At 39.7% G+C, this 22,491-nt stretch carries 17 protein-coding genes; 1 reads left to right on the forward strand and 16 read right to left on the reverse strand.

Annotated elements, in window-relative coordinates; all coding sequences use genetic code 11:
* Positions 1 to 1,262: 1,262 nt before the first annotated feature.
* The 6 genes from E6139_RS02650 to E6139_RS02675 all read right to left on the reverse strand — a co-directional run bounded on the left by E6139_RS02650 (position 1,263) and on the right by E6139_RS02675 (position 8,215).
* On the reverse strand, positions 1,263 to 1,679 hold the full coding sequence (locus E6139_RS02650; RefSeq protein ID WP_316401495.1) for a DUF3788 family protein: 417 nt from the start codon (positions 1,677 to 1,679) through the stop codon (positions 1,263 to 1,265).
* 53 nt (positions 1,680 to 1,732) lie between these two features.
* Positions 1,733 to 2,626: a YafY family protein gene (locus tag E6139_RS02655; protein WP_316401496.1), complete on the reverse strand. Its 894-nt coding sequence runs from the start codon at positions 2,624 to 2,626 to the stop codon at positions 1,733 to 1,735.
* Positions 2,627 to 2,894: 268 nt separating this feature from the next.
* Positions 2,895 to 3,641 carry an ABC transporter ATP-binding protein gene (locus E6139_RS02660; protein ID WP_316401497.1) on the reverse strand — a complete coding sequence of 249 codons (747 nt, stop codon included), beginning with the start codon at positions 3,639 to 3,641 and terminating at the stop codon, positions 2,895 to 2,897.
* 5 nt (positions 3,642 to 3,646) lie between these two features.
* Positions 3,647 to 5,965, reverse strand: coding sequence for an ABC transporter permease (locus tag E6139_RS02665; RefSeq protein ID WP_316401498.1), 2,319 nt, complete (start codon positions 5,963 to 5,965; stop codon positions 3,647 to 3,649).
* A gap of 33 nt (positions 5,966 to 5,998) precedes the next feature.
* Positions 5,999 to 6,628, reverse strand: a complete 630-nt coding sequence (locus E6139_RS02670; RefSeq protein ID WP_316401499.1) for a TetR/AcrR family transcriptional regulator — start codon at positions 6,626 to 6,628, stop codon at positions 5,999 to 6,001.
* A gap of 213 nt (positions 6,629 to 6,841) precedes the next feature.
* Positions 6,842 to 8,215, reverse strand: a complete 1,374-nt coding sequence (locus E6139_RS02675) for a M24 family metallopeptidase (RefSeq protein WP_316401500.1) — start codon at positions 8,213 to 8,215, stop codon at positions 6,842 to 6,844.
* Between the two features lie 176 nt (positions 8,216 to 8,391).
* On the opposite strand from E6139_RS02675, the gene E6139_RS02680 reads away from it, so the two are divergent.
* Positions 8,392 to 9,945: a helix-turn-helix domain-containing protein gene (locus tag E6139_RS02680; protein ID WP_316401501.1), complete on the forward strand. Its 1,554-nt coding sequence runs from the start codon at positions 8,392 to 8,394 to the stop codon at positions 9,943 to 9,945.
* A 37-nt stretch (positions 9,946 to 9,982) separates the two neighbouring features.
* Here E6139_RS02680 and E6139_RS02685 read toward each other — a convergent pair whose 3' ends face one another.
* The 10 genes from E6139_RS02685 to E6139_RS02730 all read right to left on the reverse strand — a co-directional run bounded on the left by E6139_RS02685 (position 9,983) and on the right by E6139_RS02730 (position 22,301).
* Entirely contained in the window at positions 9,983 to 10,831 is an 849-nt protein-coding gene (locus E6139_RS02685) for a class F sortase (protein ID WP_316401502.1), read from the reverse strand.
* Positions 10,832 to 11,062: 231 nt separating this feature from the next.
* Positions 11,063 to 12,253 carry a DUF6179 domain-containing protein gene (locus E6139_RS02690; protein ID WP_316401503.1) on the reverse strand — a complete coding sequence of 397 codons (1,191 nt, stop codon included), beginning with the start codon at positions 12,251 to 12,253 and terminating at the stop codon, positions 11,063 to 11,065.
* Positions 12,250 to 12,681: a DUF6323 family protein gene (locus E6139_RS02695; protein WP_316401505.1), complete on the reverse strand. Its 432-nt coding sequence runs from the start codon at positions 12,679 to 12,681 to the stop codon at positions 12,250 to 12,252. Before E6139_RS02695 ends, E6139_RS02690 begins: the two co-directional genes overlap by 4 nt.
* Positions 12,682 to 13,101: 420 nt before the next feature.
* Positions 13,102 to 14,142, reverse strand: coding sequence for a peptidylprolyl isomerase (locus E6139_RS02700; protein ID WP_316401506.1), 1,041 nt, complete (start codon positions 14,140 to 14,142; stop codon positions 13,102 to 13,104).
* Positions 14,143 to 14,315: 173 nt separating this feature from the next.
* Positions 14,316 to 14,846, reverse strand: a complete 531-nt coding sequence (locus tag E6139_RS02705; RefSeq protein WP_316401507.1) for a ClbS/DfsB family four-helix bundle protein — start codon at positions 14,844 to 14,846, stop codon at positions 14,316 to 14,318.
* A gap of 369 nt (positions 14,847 to 15,215) precedes the next feature.
* Complete coding sequence (gene cydC / locus E6139_RS02710; RefSeq protein ID WP_316401508.1) at positions 15,216 to 16,964, reverse strand: thiol reductant ABC exporter subunit CydC; 1,749 nt, start codon at positions 16,962 to 16,964, stop codon at positions 15,216 to 15,218.
* On the reverse strand, positions 16,961 to 18,673 hold the full coding sequence (gene cydD / locus E6139_RS02715; protein ID WP_316401509.1) for a thiol reductant ABC exporter subunit CydD: 1,713 nt from the start codon (positions 18,671 to 18,673) through the stop codon (positions 16,961 to 16,963). Before cydD ends, cydC begins: the two co-directional genes overlap by 4 nt.
* A complete protein-coding gene (gene cydB, locus E6139_RS02720; protein WP_316401510.1) occupies positions 18,670 to 19,692 on the reverse strand; it encodes a cytochrome d ubiquinol oxidase subunit II in 1,023 nt (340 codons plus the stop codon). Before cydB ends, cydD begins: the two co-directional genes overlap by 4 nt.
* Complete coding sequence (locus E6139_RS02725; protein WP_316401511.1) at positions 19,685 to 21,100, reverse strand: cytochrome ubiquinol oxidase subunit I; 1,416 nt, start codon at positions 21,098 to 21,100, stop codon at positions 19,685 to 19,687. Before E6139_RS02725 ends, cydB begins: the two co-directional genes overlap by 8 nt.
* Before the next feature lie 298 nt (positions 21,101 to 21,398).
* On the reverse strand, positions 21,399 to 22,301 hold the full coding sequence (locus E6139_RS02730) for a diacylglycerol kinase family lipid kinase (protein WP_316401512.1): 903 nt from the start codon (positions 22,299 to 22,301) through the stop codon (positions 21,399 to 21,401).
* Positions 22,302 to 22,491: the final 190 nt, after the last annotated feature.

Below are 22,491 nucleotides of genomic sequence, written 5' to 3' on the forward strand. Positions count from 1 at the left end.
TCGTTTAATATTACTGAAAAATGGTTCTTTCTATAAAGCATAACAACAGTTTTCCACCCCATTAAATAACTATACATCAAATAAATTTAAGAAGAGGGTTGCACTTTAAAAAAATTGAATTAAATTTATACACGTATTGAAAATCAGTATTTTAGCTAGCAAAAGTCATTTGAACAATCATAAAGCCAGCTAAACGATCAACAAAACCATTGATGCGGCAACGGATTCGCGTGATACCAACGAAATGTAATTTATAGCGCAATTAAAACGAATTACTGCAATTAGCATAGTTGTTGATCGATAGTAATATTTTTCAGCATCTATAATGATCGTTGAAAATGCCGCTTTTTACGATTTACAGCACGTAATAAATCATGCTTTCGGGAAAATAGATATTGTTACGAAAACATGATTTCTTAACCTGCGGCTTCTTCAGCAATCAATAGCTTGGTAAATCTCTAGTTGTCATATTAGACGCATCCCTTGACTGAAAAAGCCTGTCGCTATCGCTAAAATGAATTCTAACAATCACTTGTGATATCTTTTATAGACCTTTTTCGTTTAAAATCACTGTCAATCGTCGTCTGGTGATCAATTGATGCACACTGGATCATACAATTCATTTATGAACTCGTTTCAGATCATTCGCTTAAGTCTTGTTCGTAATCGTCGCTGCTTGCCGATTCAAAATGATTTCTTCTTTTGATTTATCATCATTCATGTTAAAAAATTTCCAGATCAATTCAGCAAAATATTTTTTGTGTATGAACAGATTCAAAAGAATGCTTTATAGTTGCTATGACAAGATTCTTGATTTAAAAGCCTCTTTTGTTTTACTCTTTTAAGGTTTGAGAAAAACTAACATTATTCTCAAACCTTAAACTACCTCTAACGTTTTCTTTATCACCAATACTCATTATGCAAAAAGAAAAAAGCTCTTCGATAATGATCATCGAAAAGCTTTTATAAATTAAATGGTGACTGTCTGTCTTTTCTATTATAAATGACCGACAGGAATTCAATTTAGTTTGGGATTAAACAGATTTTAGTTAACCATAAAGTTTTTTAGTTTCTATATCTAAATCTTCTAACTTTCTGTAATTTTCTGTAATCTCTTAGAGCCTTCCAGCATTTCATTTTCCGCATCTACAGTGTAATTAGCTCCATTTCTCTCAAATAGAATCGACCCATTCTCGCAACAAAAGCACTATTGTTCCAATTTTTCTCCACGGACAACTTTACACTATGAGATTTTTGATTATTTATTTGATGGATTTTTTTAAATTAACTAACTCGATAGCCGTTTGTAAGCTTTCTTCATCTTTAATAGGAACCAAAACTGCGTTAAGCTTCCCTGTTTTGTCAATCGATGCACCGTTAGCTTCAAGTTTGCTAAACAGCTCATGAGCTACAAGCTGCGGCCAAATTCTTTCACCAAAGAAAACACTTACTTTGATACCAGTCTCCCAAATCGAGATCCAGCCGAGATTTTTCTTTTTAAAGAGTATTTTACTTAACCAATTATTTCCGTCCTTATAGTAATTCCAATCCTCTTTGTAGGAAAATTTATGGATTTCATCTAATAGTTGCCGGTAAAGTGTTAAATCTTTAGTGGATAAATGCTTTGCTAAATTCTCAATAGTCGGAAATTCTGATTGGTCTTTTAAAATTGGTTTCATTAAAAACGCCTCCTTTTTTCCTAAGTTTAACAAGTGAAACTTGAAACCCGATGTCAAGTATTGTATTTCCTTCTCAGATTTTCAATTCGATTTACCATTTTTTCACGGTACTCCTTGGGCTCTAAAACTTCTAAATGGTCACCGAACGAAAACAAGTAATTCACTGTCGTTTCATCGTCAGGAAATCTTATGAAAACAAGCAAGCTGCCATCCTCGTTTTCCACGATATTATTGAACTCTTCTTGCACTCGATAGGCGACACCCTGATCGAATAGAAGCGTCAGCTCAACTTTTTTTTGCGATGATACTTGTTTTTCTGAGAACACTTTCTTCGGTGTTTCTCGAACGAAGGCTTCTGATAAAACCTGTAAATCACACATCCGAGCGATTTTGAAAAGACGAAAATCTGCTCTGACACGACAAAAAGCATAGAGATACCATGCTTTATTACGGAAAACAAGTTTTAGAGGTTCGAGTTCTCGCTCAGTAAATTGTCCCATACTGCTAAGATACTTCACTCGAATGACTTTTCTAGTAATAATGGCACGCTGAAGCGTATCGAAAAATTGGTTGCGCAGACCGGTCCAATCAGAAAAGTCGATCTCTAGCCAATCCAGACTGTCTTTTTTAAACAAGGTGTTGAGCTTAGAAACCAATGAACTGCTGAGAGTGCCATCGGTGAGATTGAAGTTTTGCAACGCAATCAGGATTTCCTCTTGTTCTTCATCTGAAAACACGGCTTTGTCTAGGACGTAGTTCTCTTGAATAAAGATACCGCCGCCTTTTCCTCGAACGGCATAAACTGGGATACCGGCAGCACTTAAAGCGTCTACGTCGCGATAAATCGTGCGGGCTGACACTTCAAATTTCTCAGCCAGATCGGGCGCAGTCGCAGAGCCAGCTTCTAGTAGGATAAAAAGAATTTGTAATAATCTGCTTTCGATCATAGGCTGCCCTCCCCTTATAATCAAGCATATCATGAGGAAGGGATAAGCGGAAGCTCAGAGCTAACGATTTCTTTTAGTACTCCTCTGCATTTGCTTCATAATAGGAATATTCTTCGGGAAACTGAAGCAATGATCTCCGCGAAACGGTATCTAGCAAAAGCGTCACTGAAGAACCTGATTACCGAACTGCGAGAAAAAGTATCCGATCTGCCAAAATAAAATAGGAGCGCACCCAGAACGTCGTTGGATATGCGCCTATTTTTTATAGTTAAATCTCGATTTCTCGCATTTTCTCTGCAACTTTTACCATACGCTCTTCTAAAGTTACAGCTTCACCCGGTAGAAACTGCAGTTCACTAACGATTTGTCCATCACTCATGAACAGCACTCGTTGGGTCTGCGCAGCGACTTTTGCATCATGAGTTACAAGACACACCGCTGTGCCTTGCTGATTGATTTCTGATAAGATGTCCATAATTTCTTGCGCTGATTTAGAATTCAATGCACCTGTTGGTTCATCTCCAAAGATCACTTGTGGGTCGCCCATCAGTGCGCGGCAAATTCCTGCTCGTTGTAATTGTCCTCCAGAAACCTGAGTAATGTCCCGCTGCTCTAACCCTGCGATACCCATCCGCTTCATCAATTCTTGACCTTTTTCCATTAAACTTTTAGCTTCTTTTTCGTTGCCTTTTTGTGCGGGTAAAACGATATTGTCCAGTACATTCAGATTTTTCAATAATGTCGGCTGTTGAAAGACAAAGCCCATTTGTTTGCGTCGCAGATCAGCCAAGGCGTTTTCCGAAAGACTAGATAATTCTTTGCCGTCAAACTGAACATTTCCCGCGTCAATCTCATCCATCCCACTGAGCGCAAACATCAAAGTCGTTTTTCCTGAGCCTGAAGGCCCCATAATCGAAACAAAGTCACCGGATTCAATTTCTACAGATACACTGCGTAAAACTTTTTCTTGTCCAAAAGATTTTTCTATATTGGTTCCAACAATCATTTTTTTCATCGTCATCATTCCTTTATATTATCGCTGATTTTTATTTTTTGTAATGAAGCAGTCGCTATAGTTGTCGCTAGTAATGTGACTAGCAGCATACCTAATGGACAGAGTACGAAGCTGACCAGCGGATTAATCGAAAAGCGGAAAGTGCTGACGCCCATCATAGACATAGCAATTCCTGCAACTTGTCCGCCCAGCGTACTGGCCAAGATCGTTCCGATGATTGTTCCTAATACGACAATCATAAGTGAACGCATAAAGTACTGCTGACGGATATCACGGCTGGTAAACCCTAATGCCTGCAGCACAGCAATCTCATGACGATCTTTGGCTAACAGCATCTTGATAAACAATAAAACGATTAAAGCGGTGATGACTAATGCAACGATCACAGCAACTTTTGCGGCAGTCGCAACAGTATGGATCGTGGAACCAAATGTTTGATTCATATAATGCTTGATATCTGAAACCTTTGCATAGGTATATTTCTTACTATACTTTTTCGCAGTTTGACTTGGTGAAATGCCCTTTTTCAAATTAGCACTGATGGTACACCACATCGTTCCAGCTTTTTGATCAGTAAAGACCGCTTTCGCCGTTTTTCCGCCATTAGTGACATCAGAATAGATTCCGCAAACCTTCAGCTTGCGATCCCCTTCAGATGTCCGAACGGTTAATGTGCTATTGAGCGGTTTCTCAAGGTCATCGGACAGAGAACTAGACAGAGCGATTTGATTTGTTTTGATTGGTGCTTTACCTTCAGCGTATTCCACTGGAAAAACATTATGATCACCTAGTTCGATCTTCAACTGATCCTCAGTTTTTCCTTTTTTGATTAAAGAGAAGGCTTTTGTTGTCAAAGCAACAGATTTGGTAACATCCGTGTCTTGGTCTAAGGCTTCCATAATATCCGCGGTTTTTTCAGGTATATTTTTCGTTTGCTGAATATCCAAACGCAGATCTGATTTTCCGATTCCCATATATCGAGAAAAGCTTTGTGAAGAAACCGTGCTATAAAGATTTTGCGGCATAATCAAAATAAACGATGACAGTAGTAAAACCATAAACAGGGTCAAATAGATTTTCTTGCGAGACAGCACATCTTTGATCCCTAATAAGCCGTTGATTCTCGGAAAGGAACGACCAGCAATTTTCAAACCTTTGCCGCCGCGAACTTTGTCTTGGGAAACGCCAAACCGAATCGCCGAAGCAGCAGAAATTTTACGGAAGCGTCGCAACACTAGATTGACATAAAGTAGGACGCCGAAGAAAATCAATACGGTGCCTAAAAGTCCGATAATCAATGACAATCCCTGATTGCCGCTTTCTCCCATATAAAGCTGAATGTTTTTTAATAAAATCCCACGGAAAGCAAACGAAAGGAGATACCCCAGAATACAGCCCACGATACCAATCGCAGCATATTTGGCCAAATACAATCGTTTGACATCAGAGTTCCTCAATCCAATCGCTTTCAATACTCCGATTTCAGGATAGTCGTCTTCAATTTTTGATAAGAGCGTGAACCGAATACACAAAAAGGCTACTGCCAGCATCAATAGGCTAACCAGTAAAATGATAGCGATCATGATCCCATCCGACAGGGCATTTATCATGCGAAAAAGCGTATCGGTTAAAGCTGGTCCATTCGCGGGCAGGTTCTCCTTAAGATAAGCTGTTTCCAAATCACTGATTTTATCCGTATCCTTCACTCGATATTCAATCAGATATTCGACGTTGCCGAAATTTTCCAAAGCTTGATAATCATTTTTATGAACAATGAAACGTTTCGATGAAGACAGCGATGCATTCATCTGAGAATCCCGTAAAAAGCCGGCTACCGTCAATCTATGACCATGTACTTCCAGCATGTCCCCTTTTTTTGCGATGCCTTCACGTTCATAAATGATTGGCAAGTAGACCTCACCAACTTGGGGCTGGATGATTCGATCCTTCGTGTCCACGAGAAAATCAAATTTTTCACTTTGAACCGAAAAACCATTATCCTGAACACTATCGGTCAAGGGTTCTCCTGCAATGAACAATTCACTATTATCGACATTCAGAAAATTCAGCACCTGCCAATCTGCTAGATTCTGTTGAGCGTCGGCGAAATCCTCCAGCTTGTTCTTATCCAGCTCTCCTGAATGCATCTGCATAAAATGTGGTGTTTTTGCCCGCTCCATCATACTGTCAATGGAGCCTGCCAAATTGATCACTAATATGGCTGCTAAAGAAACCAGCATTGCTGTAATCGCAATAAAGATCGTCGTCGCAGCTGTCACTAGTTTGCTTTTTTTGATATCATTTGTAATTAATCTACCGTACATTAAACCCATTCCTCCTTCATTTTTTCCCAAGTATTAATCAAACATACCTCCCATTTCTTTCGCTAATATGCCCTCTTCAACACCCAGCATTCGTTCTAATAGATAAAAGAAACTTTGAACTCGTACTTTTTTTTGCTCCTTGTTGTTTGGAACGATTTCCTGCTCATCAAACGCGGCAGTAGCGTAAACCACGACCATTTCCACTGACTGATAAGGAAAATCGGTTTGAAATAATCCCTGATGAATCCCATCTTTTATGATACCTGTTAAGACTGGTGTTATTTCTCGCACCAGAGCTGTCTGTATCTTTTGATGCATCAACGCATTTTGCGGCTTATGAACATAGTCCATCATCGTATCGTCAGTTGAGGTGTCCAAACGTAAAGCAAGTACAGTTTGCACAAAACGCTGATAAACTGGAATCGTTTGATCAGCCGCAACTTTCTTAGCAGCCGCGAACAATTGATTCGTTGACCGCTCGACTATTGCATCCATGATTTCTTCTTTTGAACGGAAGTGATAATATAAGGTTCCTCTGGCAATGCCTGCTTGAGCAATAATTTCTCCAGTACTGGTTTGATCAAAACCCTTTCGAGCGAACAATTTCTCTGCGACATCCAGAATTTCTTTCTTTCGAACCGTTGGATCCTTTGATACTCGCATAATTCTCATTCCTTTTTTTGTGACCGACAGCCTGTCTATATAAAGTATAACGATTCTTTGATAAAGATGCCATGTTATTATTTAAAATAATCAAATTTTTATTCGTTGGCGTTCATATATTTTAATAATTTCGATGTTTATTCTCTATTTTTTAAAAAAAGCACAAAAAAACACTCAAAGAATTGCTCCTTTAAGTGTTTGATTGGATTATATCTATTTAGCTGTTAGTGCTGCTTTCTTATTTAAAAAGAATGGACGATAATAAGCTGTAGCATTACACATCGGCAGCACTTCTTCACTCAAAGCAATACCGATTTCTTCTATTAAATAGCTGCGGCGCGCCTGCATTCGTACCCACATTTCTGGATAATTAGTCTGGATTGTTTTCCGCAACTGTTCATCAGCAATAACTACTCCGCCCTCACAGCTGGCTCCGGAATAACCAGGAACTGAGGGAATAATATCAAACTGGAAAATCATGCCGCTCTTAATTGTTTCCCGTGAACCAGGATAAATAGGAGAGGCTAACCATTCTTCATCGGCACATAGATGCCCCGGGTTTAGATGCCAGCCGTATTGTTCCTTCGGTAAGACCTCTTCAATTTTTTTGTAAAGATCAGCCCCGTTCATTCCAACAGCAATGGTTTCGAACCATGTTTTCACAGCATTGAAATAAGGCTTCGCCACACGATCCAGATAATCCTGCTCAGCTTCAGGAAGCTCCTCTTTCGTATTCACTGCATAACCGCCGCGACTTTGGAGGCCACCTTTGTAGCCGCATGTCATAGATATCCGATCACCTAGCTGAATTTTCTTGCCAGTAGGATAAAGATTGGCTTTTTCAAAACGCGCTCCTGTCGCCATGATTGTCACTACACTCGGAGTTTGTCCGAGATCATTCAAGTAAGCGCCGACTTCCATTTCATTTTTTCCCAGCTCTAACTGATCCATAGCATTCAACATACAGTTTCCCGCCACCATAGCCCCAAACTCATAATGCGCGATCTCATTGGCATTGTTTGTCGTGCGTAGACCTTTGTCTCCGATCATTAAATAGGTAGCGTTTTTAAAAATCGCTGCTGGTGCTGCTTGTTTCAGCCCATCCACTAAAAAGTATGGCAAATCATAAAGCGTGCGATTGTCTTCTTGCTGACTGGTAAAATTTTTCCAGCCAATCAGTCCAACCGTTTTAGCTTTATCTAGTCGAGTTTGCTTTAAAATATCCAGTACACTCAAGCTAGTTTCCATTGGTTGGTTCGGCAATGAAAAATGCGGCATGTGAACGGCCTTTGCTTCGATCCGAGCAAAAGGTACCTTATTTAAGTTTTCATTGCCTAATACTAAATACGCTTCGCCATTTTGGTGAACAACTAACAGCGCCTCTTCAAAGCGGGGAACGAACCCAGTGAAATATTCAAAATTCCCTCCGTGCTCTAAGTCCGCGTAGATAGCTACAGCGTCATAATTTTCTTGCTGCATTTTTACTAATAAATTGTTCTTGCGCGCCGTCATTGTTTCATCAGTCAGTTGAACTGGCAACACATTTTCATCGAATGTTGGTGAAGTTACTTTTTCTAATTTGATCACGATTATTTAATCCCTCCGTTTTTTCCTATCATACCATAGGCTATAACGGGAAAATACTCGCTTTAATCATTATTTCAGAAGGTTTTATTACTCACTGTAACTAAATAGCTCGCTTTTTTTTAAGAAAATCGGTAAAATTATAATGATAACTACTATTATTTTGAAAGGAGTGCGCTATGAAACAATTACTAAACTCCTCTACTTACCGACGCATTCAATTCGTGGAATTTTTAGACCAGTTGCCCTCTTGGTGTGATATCAAAGAAGCAGCTAGAACAGTTGATTGCTCGGTCAAAACACTTTTATCTGACATTGATTTTATCAATGAATTTTGGGGTGACTATATTTACATCGAATATTCAAAATTCCAAGGCGTGCGATTGAACAACATTACCTCAAATAAACTGGGAAATGTTTACGGTCAAATCTATCATGAATCTTTGGAATTTCAATTTGTAGAGAAGATGCTCTACGAATCTAATCAGGATGCGGATTATTGGATCAATGAGCTGTTTATGAGCGAGGCATCCTTTTACCGCATGGTCAATGCATTGGAAGAATTTTTGGAGCGGCGTGGACTGCAGCTTGAACGATCTCCATTTAGGATCATTGGTCCAGATGAACGCTGGGTACGCTTCTTTTACCAGCAATACTTTACTGAGGCCTATGGAGTCAATGAGTGGCCCTTCACTTTAGACCATGAAGAAACGACCTGTTTTATCATGCGAACATCAACGGACTTTGATGTTGCTTTGGATGATCGGGAGATTCAAGAAGCTGCTTATCTGTTCATGGTAACGCTAAACCGAATGCATCAAGGGTTTTATTTGCCAGAAAACGTCTATGCCGAAGAAGATGATACGATTGATAAGGTTTTAGACTTTAGTCGCCCCTTTGCTGAGCATCTTTTAGCAAAAACGGCTTTCACACTACCGAAGCAATGGTACAAAGAAGTTAGTCGAACAGTTTTCCATGAATTTTATAATTGGGATAATCCCGAACAGATTGTGCGGATCAATGGAAAAATCGAGACCTTTTTAAAAAATATCTCTCAGGCAATCGAATTTCCATTAGATCGAGATGATAAACGCAAAATCATTCAAGAAATGATGTCTTGGTATGTCGAATATAATTTCTATCCTTATCGTCAGATTCTGCTGTTTGATAAACACCAGAAGTTCGCGCGCGAGATCCAGCTAGTCTACCCAATCTTCTCAACCTTAGTAAAGATTCATTTGCAGGATATTGAGAAAAAGTCTCCAGAGCTGTGGACGGATATTCGTTTAAACAATGTCTTTTTCCTATTGATGAAGGAATGGACCCATTTGCCAATTCAATTAGAAAAACTGCGGCGTAAGGTAAACATCCTAGTCGTCAGCGATCTCGGACGAAGGCATGCAGAAATGCTGCGGGACTTCTTGATTGCTAACTACAATAAACGTATTGTTGTCGACACTTTTAATGAGCCGGTGATTTCCACCGGACCAGAAGATTTCAAGAATTTTGCTACGTACGATATTGTGCTTAGCAATAATCCGATCCAAGGCTACGAAAATGAGAACGTTCTGATCGTTAACAACTTCTTCTCAGCTTCCGATCGTGAGAATCTTCTGAACTTTATTGTTACGATTCAAAAAAATGAGTCACGTCGTCATTTAAAAGAACTCGGCAATATCAAAATGAGAACCGCCCAGGAAATCTATTTTTCTCAACAAGTAATGAACAAATAAGAGCAGTGCCGTATACAGCGGCACTGCTCTTTCGTGTTTATTTGTTCGCAAAGACAATCAGGTTGTAATCATCATTAATACATGTCTGCAAAGTAATGCGTTCTCCACCGCCAGTACCTGTGATCTGATCCCAATAGTCGGTACCATCCGCCGCCATGCCAGAGTCATCAACAGTGACGATTTGGGAAACTGTATATGAGGTTACATTGTTACCACTATCAGAAACATCGATAGTCGCACCATTTCCTAATGAGAATAGTACGTTGAAAATTCCAGGGTTATGCCCAATAAAATGAGTATTAGATCCATCATTTCCTGATTGGACAGAAGCTCCACCCCATGTTGCGACTTGATTTGGGTTGGCATCAATGATCGCTTGCCCGTTACTTTGGCCAGCATTTAAATAGGTAATGAATTGACCATTGATCTTCATTTGACTAGCCTGCATTGTTGTTGGTTCAGGGTTTGCTGCATTTTGCGTCTCGACTGGTGCGGCTGTTTCCTTCGTTGGCTCAGCTTCATTGACAGTCGGTGCCGGCCGACTATTTATCACAGCTGATTCATTAGTCGATTCAACAGTTGCTGGTTCAGGTTCTTCCGTGCTGTTTACCACCGGTGTTTCATCACTGTCTTGAACAGCTGGTTCACTTTCAACGGCAGCTGTGCTGCTGGTTGTTGTCTGACTGCTCGATTCTTCAGATGATACTTCAGACGATTTTATCGTTGAATTTTCCGAAGAGGTGCTGGCTTCTTTACTTGTAGATTGCTCTGATGTCTTTTGATCCGTTGTACTTGGTGAGTTTTCCTGAGATTGACCAAATACAGATGCAGCGCCGGTAGAAATAAAAAGCGCAGCGATTAACATAAATTTTATATAGCTACTCATGTTCCGTTCCTCCTAAGCAAAAAGCTGTTTGCTATTTGCCTACAAATTAACGGAAAATCGGGCTTTCTTCTTAAATCCCGCTCGTAAAATAACTATCGATATTATAATAATCTGGCAAAATCTATTAATAATGGGATTTCCGACAATATTTTCATAACTTTCTTTTGAGCAGACAAATCTGGTCGAGCAAATAATTAGGAAAATCATTAACTAGCAGCGTATTTTTATATATTACGAAAAATCGTTACGAACTAATTGATACTCTTCGATTGTGGTAAAAAGCTCGAAACGTTGCTTTGAATTTAAAGTTTTTATATAATCTTTTAAAAGGTTTAAAAGTGTGTCAGGAGCTGTCGTATCAACGATATCCTCATATGTTTTACAGCCATAATTATTCATTATAGCCAGCAAAAGAATCTTTATAAAATTCTTGTCAAACGCTTTAAAAAGACTTTTATAAAACTTTGATGATTCAGAGGTAACTTTTAGGTATTCCTCGAGATCTTCTGGGGTTGAAATATTTGTAGCAATTAGGTTGATTTTCCCCTTTTGATCCGCGACAGAATAGGCTTCCATTAATTGATTAAAACAGATTGATGACATTGTTGGAGGTAATTCTAATAGCTTCTTCTTAGGAGTTGTGATGATAAAAAAGTGAACTGCGCTCTCAGACACTATCAGTTGAAGAACCCTGCTTCGTAGCTGCAGAAAAACGCGACGATAATAATCATTCTTTTGAAAAAGCGGATCTAACTCAGGAAAATGAGTTTGATTTTTTATCCGTTCCAACACATATTGCGCTTCAACTCTATTTAGCAACAGTGAGTTGATCCCGCTTTTTCCGACTAATAGTTTCCCAATTATCTGTCTAAAGGCGATTTCAAACAAATTGTTCACATCCTTGCGGTAATCAAATCTTAGTTTTTGTTGATAATGGTCCATTAATTCATAGATTTGGTGCTCTGGAATACTCTTAAGAAAAAGGACCTCCGCAGCCAGATTCTGTAAGTAGCGTTCATAAAAATCAATACCAATAAAATCTGCTGGAACAGACTCAGCAAGCTGATAATCCAAAAACGCCTGATCAACTTCAGCTGCACCATACTCAATATCGTATTTAGTAAAAAAATTACCGATTTCACTCAGACTTTCTTCCAGTGATTCAATACCAAAACTTTGATAATTATCCACGATTCCCTGATAGATGTCCTGAAGCTCAGCTAATCGGTCCTTCAACTTCGCTTTGCCCTGTTCAAATCGTTCGGGCAACTTCCCCTCTTCGCCACTTTCTAGAACAAACTCGATTGACTGCCGAATCCTCTCCGCTTGGTCAATCGGCATGACACTAGAACCGCTTAAGCGTTCCTGTAATTTCTTCATAAAGAAAGGATAAAACGCTGGATCTAACAATACATTTTTCATTCGTCTTCCTCCAATTCTGGGAAATCTTCAAAGGAGCCCTGCAGCATTTCTAAATCGCTATCATATTTTCGATAACGTCGCTCGATTTCTTCAAGAATTTCTTGGTCCGTCACTTGGTAGGAATGGTACGCTCGTAAATAATAAAATATCGCTTGGCAAACTGATAAATGCTCAACATAATCACTTCTGTAAAGGATTGGTTCTGAAGCTAAGAAATTTGCTACCAACTGTGAGTTGTCCCAGCTAAAATCAATCAGATGATGTTCCTTAAAAAGTTGCTTCCTCTCTTCAGCTATTTCAGAGAAATCTGCAGCAGATAATTGATAGCTTTTATGATTCTTCAGAAGCTGTTGATTAATTTGGGTTCGTGATTCTTCTGTCTGTTCAGTTAAAAAATAGTTAAATAACGTTAAATCAAATTTTGTCATCTTTGAGTTCGCCTCCTTCACAGACTAAATAGCACATAGTTAGTAAAAAGACAATCTTGAAATTCTATCAAAAATGTGGTACTATAAAGTAAGTTAAGGAAGACAATTTAAGTCTTCCTTAACTTTTTTTCTTCTTATTTTTTATTATTGGCGGATAAGTAAATGTTTGAAAATAACAAAAATATTGTTATCAGTACAAGTTGATACTTCATACTAGCCTTCTTCGGAAAGGAGTTTTACATGGTCTACCTTACCTTTCTTTACCTGTTACTCGTCCTATTTGTTATTTGGGTATGGAGCCCGCCTGCTATCATTCGAATGATCATTTTGATTGGTTTAATTATCCTTTATTCATTGTCTACTCGATGGATAAAGCACAAAACAAAGAGTTGAAATAGAGCCAAAAGAAAGCAAGTCAGATTAACTCTGACTTGCTTTCTTAAAAGTGATTTGTCGAATCATGATCGGCTTCAATGGCGCATCTTGAGTATCAGTCACTTGGCTTGCAATCTTCCGTACAACCGACATACCTTCGATCACTTGACCAAAAACAGTGTATCGACCATCCAGCTCAGGAAGTCCACCAACCGCTTCATAATGAGAACGAACCTTCAACGGTAAATTCATTCTATATAACTGTTCCTTATCCACGTGATTCCGTTCCACAATGAAAAACTGATTGCCATTGGTGTTTGGACCATGATTTCCTAAACAAACTGCCCCATCAAAATGATACAATCCTTCATCTACTTCATCCTCAAAGTATCCACCATAAATCGATTGCGCCTCATCACCAGAACCGTCCAAGGCTCCGCCCTGAATCACAAAATCTTTGATTACTCGGGCAAATGGTGTGCCGTCATAAAAGCCTTGTTTTGCTAATCCGCGCCAATTCTTAACCGCTTTCGGGGCATCCTGCTGAAATACTCTCACAGTAATTGTTCCTGCATCCGTTTCGATCTGACAAAGCTCTTCATTCGGACGAACAGCTGTCAACTGCAATAAGTATTGATTTGGGTATTTTATCCCATGATCCTGTTCCACTACTTTTTGAATATACCAATCCAGCTTCTCAACACCTAGACGAGCAACTTTAATCAAATATGTGTACTCTTTTTTCGGCGTAGCAACACGATAAGATACTAAACCGCGTAAATTATTGTAACTATCTCCTTTAACTTTATATAAATTTATAAAGCGAGCTTCCAGGAAGGTTAATTCTTGTCCCTTTAAAGGTCTAAATCTTTTTGCTTCTTTCCCTAAAACAAACGGGTTGATATTATCGTCATTGCCAGTTGCTAATGCTTGAGTAAATTCGCCCAAACGCTCCTTTATCTCTGCCTCATCCCAATGTCGAGGAATCAAATGCTTAGTGATGGTCTCATCGATCAGCTTCTTTTTTGCTATTACAGACGCAGCACCCAAAATTCCCGCGGCTAAAACAACTTTGCTCTTTTTCATGTCCTACCTCCAACCTTTACTTTTGTTAATTGTACCAGAAAAATACAAAGTCAGTCATTCTCCTAGTGGTTGATGATATTGAAAATCACAATATTTTATTTGCGATATTTTTAACGATTAACTTTTATTCAAAAAAACAGCTTAACACTTATATATGCTAAGCTGATCGTGATTTATAATGATTTTTTGAACTTTCGTATTTTTTTCATGGCCCAATCATAGTGACTAGATGTGGCTGAGACAAAATAGCTTCCTAGCGTACTGCCCCCAACCCAAGAAAAGATTCCCGTTGAAAACAACTCTTCATTTGAAAAATCATTGGCAAGCTCCATCACTTGTTCATGACTTTCTGTTAAAAGCTCAAGTGCTGTTTCATAACTGGTAGTTTGGTGCTTTTCCCAGAATTCAATGTTCATTTCCCCATATGTCTTCCAATTATAGCCTTCCTTCAAAAACTGTTTAGTCTCTCCTGCTTGATTCGCCTGTACCCAGTTTAACAATAACTGGTGCCACTCATATAAGTGGATAAGCACATCACGAAGATTTTTATCACGTTTCCAATGCGCTTGCTTCTCATTTTCCAAATCAAAAGCAAACGTACGATTCAATTCTTCCTTTGGAATTGAATCCAAGACCATGATCATTTTCTCGTACATATCATTCCCCGCTTGAATCAAGTCGCGTTTTGTTGTTGGTCTTGCCATTATAACTACCTCCTCATATATCTGTTGTTACTGTTAGTATGGGCCAACACGTAACGTGGGAGTCAATAGAAATTCAAGCATTCTTTTTTTATGCATACCATCGTATTAGACGAGATTCTAATTAAAAAATTTTTTCTTGTTCTCTCATTTTAAAGAACCACGAAGCCAATTGGCAGCTAGCTCATTATTATCGTTGGTATTTTTCAAAAACCGAAAAATGTCTTTATTTTCGTACGCATACCATCGGACTATCCTCATTGAGCGAGATTATGCTCTGTATTGCTCTTTTCGCTCACTTACTTTATCGAACTGCGAAAAGTCCGACTTGCAAAAAAGCTTCTCCGGCGTTTTGCTGGAGAAGCTTTGCTTTTAAATAATTCCTTTATCGATTTGTTTCAACTTTCGATAATGAGCATTCGTTACTTCTAACTCCTCTGGACTACCTTGCATCGTCAAGTGACCATCCTCTATGAAGACAACTTGATCCATCGCATCGATTCCCTGCAAATGATGAGTAATCCAAATGACTGTCTTTCCTTCTAATTCATGGAAAAAGGTGTTTATCAAGTCTTGCTCCGTTACTGGATCGAGCCCGACAGTTGGTTCATCCAACAAGATGATCGGTGCTTCCTGTAAGAGGATACGAGCCAAAGCTAAACGTTGACGCTCACCGCCAGAAAAGCGTAACCCAGCTTCATCTACCATTGTTTCTAATCCTTCTGGCAAGCTTTCTACTAATTCACTCAACCCAACTCGGGTCAGCACCTGCCAAAGCTCAGCTTCATCCGCAGATTCATTCCCAATTCGCAAATTATTCGCGATTGTCGTATGGAATAAATATGGTGTTTGGTGAATCACCCCAATATATTTACTAATATCATCACCAAACTTGTATGTATCCTCTTCATTCAGTGTGATTGCCCCTTCAGTTGCTCGCAGATCCCCACGAATCAAATTAGCCAATGTACTCTTACCTGAGCCACTGCGGCCTAAGATCGCGATTTTTTCTCCAGGATTCAAGATTAAGTCAATTCCTGATAATACATTTTTCCTACTTTCAGGATAATGATAATGAACATTTTCGATTTTTAACGTCAAAGCACCTGAAACAGTAGGTATCGGCTCATTAGTTCTTTGAATTTCTGGCAGATCATTCAAGTTTCTGATTGAATCCTGATAGCTGTTCGTTTCCTGAGCCGCGACTGGCAATGGCGCAAAGGCATCAATCAATGGAAAGACGGATAGAACAAAAGCTGCTATCCAATTTGCTGCTCCCCCATGATTTCCAGGGAACTGTCGGCTCGTCCACAACAATAAGGCAATCGTTATGATACCAAACATCAACTGTAAAATGAAGTTGCGCTTGCGCTGAAAGCTTTGCAGCTTGCGATTGACAACTCGCAAGGCTTCTTCGGATTCCTCGTGATGGTTCACATAATCCTGCCCTCGTTGACTAAATATCCAGTCCGACACACCCAAAACATTATCAGTTAAGTCACTATACAGCTGATTCTTCATCTGCTTTTGTTGCTCCTGACGAGCACCGTTGATGATTACCGACCATAGCGGTAGTAAAAAGACAACGATTCCTAGCAACAGCAACATTGCTAAAGCAAAGAATGGTGAAAAGTAGCCGATCCCGATAATAATAAAGACATACAGCAGCCATGCGATAATCGTTGGAAATATCGTCCGCAGATACAAGTTTTGGATATGGTTGATATCCTCAGAAAGCAAACCAAGAATATCTCCTGTCCGATGATTCTGTTTGAAGAAAATGGCATCTTGCTCCAATGAATCATACAGCTTCACTCGTAAATTCGACGTCATCTTCAAAACCCAGTTATGGCTGACCAAGCGTTCGACATAGCGAAAGACTGGACGCCCAATCCCAAAAGCACGCGTCAATACGATGGGAATGTAGATCATCAAAATGTTTTCTGGCAATGAAGCGGCTCGACTAATCAAGAAACCTGAGTTAAACATCAAAGCTCCGGCACAGAAGAATGTAATGAACCCTAGCGTCAGGGCCAAAATCAACGATTTCTTATATTGTTTGAAAAAAGGTTTGACCCATTCATCGGTCTTTAATACTTCGAATAATCTGATCTGCTTCATTCTTCTTCACCTCGCAATGCCTGACTCAATTTAGTAAAGGCGCCATTTCTTTGTTTCAGTTCTTCTAATGTTCCCTGCTCAACAAGCTTGCCATGATCCATCACTAACAGATAATCCATTTCTGATAACCAATGCAGCCGGTGTGTCGCAAAAAACACTAGATGATTGTCCATCAATGGCAACATTCGTTCCTTCAGTTCTACCTCTGTCTCAATATCCAAATGTGCTGTCGGTTCATCAAATAGTAAAATTTTCCGTTCTTGATCCAAGAAGGCACGTGCTAAAGCGATACGTTGAGCTTGACCTCCACTAAGCGTCCGTGCTCCTTCACCTAGTTTTGTATCCAACCCTTCCGGTAATTCTTGAAGCAATTCTGTTAATCCCGTGACTTCTACCGCCTTTAGAATTTCTTCGTCGCTGGCCTGCGGATGATAGAAGGCAATATTTTCTCGAACAGAGCGTTGGAAAATATAAGGACTTTGCGGAATATAGATCAATTGCTCCTGCCACTGAGGCTGATCAAAAGCCGTCAAAGCTTGTTCATCAAATCTGATTTGACTTTCATCAGGCCGCAAAAATCCACTTAACAAATTGATTAGTGTTGATTTTCCCGATCCGCTCATGCCGATGATTCCAATTTTTTTGTATCCCTGTACCTCGAAATCGACTTCTGCACCGAGTTTATCTGCATAATTGTACTTCATTTTCACACTCAACTGACTGTTGGCTGACCACGTTGGCAACCCAATAGTTGCATCCCTATCCTCCGACAAATCTAGTATTTGATTCACATCATCCATTGCGTTTTTCCCGTCCAAAGTAGCATGATAATCACTAGAAAAATCACGAATGGGCAAGAAATACTCAGGGGCTAAAATCAATACTGTCAGTGCAGGAAATAAAAAGATCCCCTCATTGATTAGACGCAGACCCAACAAGACCGCCACGACTGCAACCGATAACGTCGTAAAAAAATCCAACGCAAACGTCGAAAGGATCGCGATCTTCAAGGTACTCATCGTCGCCTTACGGAAACGTTCACTGGTGGTAAAGATACTCTTACTGTACTGCTTACTGATGCCGAAAAATTTCAGCGTATCGATTCCCCGCAATGAATCAATAAAGTGGTTCGATAATACTTGGAAGACCTTGTATTGTTTGTCTGCCTTGCTTTGCGCCGCATAGCCCAAGATAATCATGAAAATAATGATCAATGGAAAGACGATCAATAAGACCACACCAGATTCCCAATCCAACAGAAAAATCGCCACTAATAAAATCCACGGAATGATCATCATATTCAGCATTTTCGGCAGAATTAAATGCAAATATTCTTCCACCTGGTCGATTCCATCTAGAGCAGTCGTAACTACACTCCCAGTTCCCTGCTTCTGCACCACCTGTGGACCTAAGTGAAAAATCTTCTGCAACAGTTGACTACGCAGATCCTTGGCCTGTTGATACGCATATTCTTCTAACACATGCTCCCGCAGATAAGTCATCAAATGACGCAATGCAAAGGATGCAAAAAACAGCAGCATCCAGTTTATTTGGTTGTTTAAGTTCTCCCCGTTCCACAAATGAGTGATCGTCATGGACAGACCATACGCTTGCCCAATTATAAAGATTGCTTGCAGGACCGCAGATCCTGCAAGCAACATTAGAATTTTTTTGATTCCGGGAAGTTGTAATAACTTCTTGTCGATCATGATTGTACCTCTACTCCAACCTCATGCGGATGTTTGATCCGTTTGCGGAAAATGTAATATGTCCAAGCTGTATATCCTAGAACAAATGGTAAGATCGTCAATGAAATGTACGACATAATCTTCAAAGTATAAGGACTTGAAGACGCATTTGCGATCAATAGATCATTGCCTGGGATCGAACTGATCAATACACGTGGGAACAATCCGCTAAATAATAGTGCAACCAATGCGATCAACGTAAAGCCGCTCATCATAAACGCCAGCATTTCCTTATTTTTATAAATAGAGACATTCGCGATTACTGTCAGTAACACGATCACGGCTAATAAAATCAACGTTACCGCAAAATTGTTTTGGAAGAAATCTGTTTGAAAATACATCAAGATAGCGAAAATAATCAAACCGACGTACAACACCCAATAGAGCATTTGGGCATAGTTCTTAGCCCGATAACGTACTGGACCCTCTGTACGCAATGCGATGTAATTCAAGCCATGTAAATAGCATAATAATGTCAAGGCAACGCCGCCGACCACTGAATACAAGTTGATATAGTCAGTAAAAGTCGCCATCATATTATGATCTGCATCCAACGGCATTCCTTGAATCATACTAATGAACAAGACACCGAAGAAAAACGGCACTATGAAACTGCCAATGCTCAACGTCCAGTTCCACAACTGCTTACGTTCTTTCGGCATATGACTGCGGAACTCAAAAGAAACACCACGAATAATCAAGCCGAATAAAATGATAAACAAAATCAGATAGTACCCGCTGAACAATGACGCATACCAATACGGGAATGATGCGAACATCGCCCCGCCGGCTGTCAGCAACCAAACTTCATTGCCATCCCAAACGGGTCCAATTGTCTGAACAATCTGATCTTTTTCATGCTCATCATGAGCTAATGTCTGTACGGACATCCCAACACCGAAGTCAAAGCCTTCTAAAAAGAAGAAACCGGAAAACAAGACGCCGATCAATAGGAACCATAATAATTGTAAGCTACTCATGAGTGAATGCCCCCCTGTCGAAAGGATCAACGGAATCATTTTCTTTTGAAATCTGATCCAATTCAGGTCCTATGTTTAATTGCCGTTTCACTAGATAGATCATCGTTACCGCTAAGCCTGAGAACAATAGGAAGTAAATGATGTTTGAAGTTAACAATGAAGCAACCGAAACATTTGGCGAAACACTGTCTTCAATCGTAAATAGACCATACACTGTCCAAGGATAGCGTCCTAATTCAGTCACCAGCCACCCAGCTGTATTTGCCAAAAACGGTGCGAAGGTACAAAGTGCCATCACCCAAAGCATCCAGCGTTTCTCATACAAGACTGGTTTCTTTTTCCGAGTAAAGAACAAGCCAAGAACCGCTACCAAGAGCATTAACATACCGAAGCCTGCCATGATCCGGAAATTCCAGAACAAAACATTCACTGGCGGATAGTAATTCCGTTCGCCATATTTTTTGACTAATTCTTTATTGACGGTATCCATCCCTTTAATCGAGCCAGACGGTTTATTATAAGAAAGAATACTTAACATATACGGAATTTGTACACCAAAGACCTGCTTATGCTCCCGCTCATTATCCCAAGCGATCAAGGTCCAAGCTGCCGGATCACCGGTATCCTCATAGGTTCCTTCCATCGCCGCAAACTTCATTGGTTGACCTTCAATCAAGGCCTTCATTTGCGCATCACCTGCACCTAGAACCATGATTGAACCAAATAAAGTAATTACAAGTCCCATACGCATCGACTTCATAAAGAATTCTCGCATTGGTTTGTCTTTGCGTTTTAACAATTGGAACGCCGCAAGTCCTGCCGCGATCATTCCGCCCATGGTAATTGCTGCTGCCAGCACATGGCCAAATTCATACAGCACTTTGGGATTAGTGATAACCGCGCCAAAATCTGTCATCTCTGCCCGCCCATTACGAATAGCGTAGCCGACTGGGTGCTGCATAAAACTATTTGCCGCTAAAATCCAGAAAGCTGATAGCATCGAAGCAATCGTCACTAACCAAATAAAGAGCACATGGACCTTTGGCTTCACACGATCCCACGTAAACATCCAGAGTCCTAAGAATGTCGACTCCATAAAGAAAGCTAATAATGCCTCAATTGCTAATGGCGCGCCAAAAATATCTCCGACGAACCGTGAATAATCTGACCAGTTCATCCCAAATTGAAACTCTTGGATGATCCCAGTCACGACGCCCACCGCAAAACTCAATAGGAATATCTTTCCCCAGAATTTCGCCAGCTGCAGGTATTTTTCATTTTTCGTTTTAACATATAACGTTTCCATAATGGCAACAACCAATACCATCCCAATCGAGAATGGCACAAAGAAAAAGTGAAAAACCGTCGTCATAGCGAACTGAAAACGGGCCAACGTCACTATATCCATTTTAATTCCTCCCCTACTATTGTGAATAACAAAACTAAAATAAATCTCTTTCTGTAATAACTATAATCCTTAAGAAATAAATTGCCAAATGTTCAGCTTAAGCGCTTTTTATTCACGAAAGTTGATGAAAGAGGAAAATAACTATTTAGAAGAAAATAATTGATGATTTTTGCGAATAATACAAGTGTTGTTGTTTTTCTTGAAAAAAGAATCACTTAATCAGCCCTGTATGACACATTTTTCTAGGAAGAATTCGAAAGATAAGCAAAAAGACCACCATCACAGGTGATCTTTTCTACTAATTTTTCTGTTCATTTCCATAATAGACTTCTAAATGCTGAGGCAATACTTTGAATGACAGTGGCAGTGCCGGTCCTTCATCGCCGTCGACACTAGGATGCAGCTCGACTTCTTCTTTCACTGTCAGACGTCCTTCCGTAAATGGTGTGTAACCGATGTTTTCAGTCGATTGATCCACACCCTTAATGATATCAGGCAGGCTTTTCAATCGATCTGTAATACTTTGATCCTTCAAATATAGCAGATACAAATTGCCATCATTATTTTTAGCCTCAGGCACGATATGAGTAAATCCGCCAATTGTCCTTGTTAAAACTATGACAACTGCACTGCTTTCTATCTCGGTCTTTTCTCCATCGATCTTTAAGGTGAAGTGATAATTTTCATCGTTGAAGACCTCTTTAACACCATTCACAAAATAGGCTAACTTGCCGAACTTGGTCTTCTCTTCTACATCCACATCGCTGATGGCTTCGGGAATACTTCCGACCGAGACGATATTCATGAAATAATCATCGTTGATCTTGCCAATATCCAGTGATGTCTTTCGTTCAGGGTTAAATGATGCGATTGCTTCTTCTGGGGCCATCGAAATATTTAGCGAACGTCCTAAATCATTCACTGTGCCTAATGGGAAAAAACCGAAATTCGGTCGATAATCTTGTTCGGCTAAACCGCTGATGGCTTCATTGACTGTACCATCGCCACCCATCGCAAAGACACTATGCGCTTTTTCTTCTGCTGCTTTTCGTGCAAAATTCGTTGCATCGCCTTCTTTTTCGGTTTCTTTTACTTCGACTTCGTCAAAAAATTGTTCCAATTTTTCTCTTGCTTGACTAGTATATTTTTTCGCTTCTTCATTCCCAGAACTGGGATTGACAATCAATACTGCTTTTTTCATTGTTTCGCTCTCCCCTTTTCGCTTTTCTGGAAAAATACGTTTAAGTATCCGTTTTCTATTTCTTTTTCAGTATAACAGGGAAAGGCGGAATATTTGTTGGAGATGCTTTACACAGAATATTCAACTGATTTCAAAACAAAACTGGCCTTCCCTTCCAGAAATGACCATAGTTAAAACAATAATCCAACAA

It is taken from the genome of Enterococcus sp., assembly GCF_032555305.1.
Classification (GTDB): domain Bacteria; phylum Bacillota; class Bacilli; order Lactobacillales; family Enterococcaceae; genus Enterococcus_A.

Excerpts from the sequence above, each read along its gene's own strand:
- E6139_RS02650 (WP_316401495.1), bottom strand. The coding sequence starts at position 1,679 with ATGAAACCAATTTTAAAAGACCAATCAGAATTTCCGACTATTGAGAAT.
- E6139_RS02655 (WP_316401496.1), bottom strand. The coding sequence starts at position 2,626 with ATGATCGAAAGCAGATTATTACAAATTCTTTTTATCCTACTAGAAGCT.
- E6139_RS02660 (WP_316401497.1), bottom strand. The coding sequence starts at position 3,641 with ATGAAAAAAATGATTGTTGGAACCAATATAGAAAAATCTTTTGGACAA.
- E6139_RS02665 (WP_316401498.1), bottom strand. The coding sequence starts at position 5,965 with ATGTACGGTAGATTAATTACAAATGATATCAAAAAAAGCAAACTAGTG.
- E6139_RS02670 (WP_316401499.1), bottom strand. The coding sequence starts at position 6,628 with ATGCGAGTATCAAAGGATCCAACGGTTCGAAAGAAAGAAATTCTGGAT.
- E6139_RS02680 (WP_316401501.1), top strand. The coding sequence starts at position 8,392 with ATGAAACAATTACTAAACTCCTCTACTTACCGACGCATTCAATTCGTG.
- E6139_RS02685 (WP_316401502.1), bottom strand. The coding sequence starts at position 10,831 with ATGAGTAGCTATATAAAATTTATGTTAATCGCTGCGCTTTTTATTTCT.
- E6139_RS02690 (WP_316401503.1), bottom strand. The coding sequence starts at position 12,253 with ATGAAAAATGTATTGTTAGATCCAGCGTTTTATCCTTTCTTTATGAAG.
- E6139_RS02695 (WP_316401505.1), bottom strand. The coding sequence starts at position 12,681 with ATGACAAAATTTGATTTAACGTTATTTAACTATTTTTTAACTGAACAG.
- E6139_RS02700 (WP_316401506.1), bottom strand. The coding sequence starts at position 14,142 with ATGAAAAAGAGCAAAGTTGTTTTAGCCGCGGGAATTTTGGGTGCTGCG.
- E6139_RS02705 (WP_316401507.1), bottom strand. The coding sequence starts at position 14,846 with ATGGCAAGACCAACAACAAAACGCGACTTGATTCAAGCGGGGAATGAT.
- cydC (WP_316401508.1), bottom strand. The coding sequence starts at position 16,964 with ATGAAGCAGATCAGATTATTCGAAGTATTAAAGACCGATGAATGGGTC.
- cydD (WP_316401509.1), bottom strand. The coding sequence starts at position 18,673 with ATGATCGACAAGAAGTTATTACAACTTCCCGGAATCAAAAAAATTCTA.
- cydB (WP_316401510.1), bottom strand. The coding sequence starts at position 19,692 with ATGAGTAGCTTACAATTATTATGGTTCCTATTGATCGGCGTCTTGTTT.
- E6139_RS02725 (WP_316401511.1), bottom strand. The coding sequence starts at position 21,100 with ATGGATATAGTGACGTTGGCCCGTTTTCAGTTCGCTATGACGACGGTT.
- E6139_RS02730 (WP_316401512.1), bottom strand. The coding sequence starts at position 22,301 with ATGAAAAAAGCAGTATTGATTGTCAATCCCAGTTCTGGGAATGAAGAA.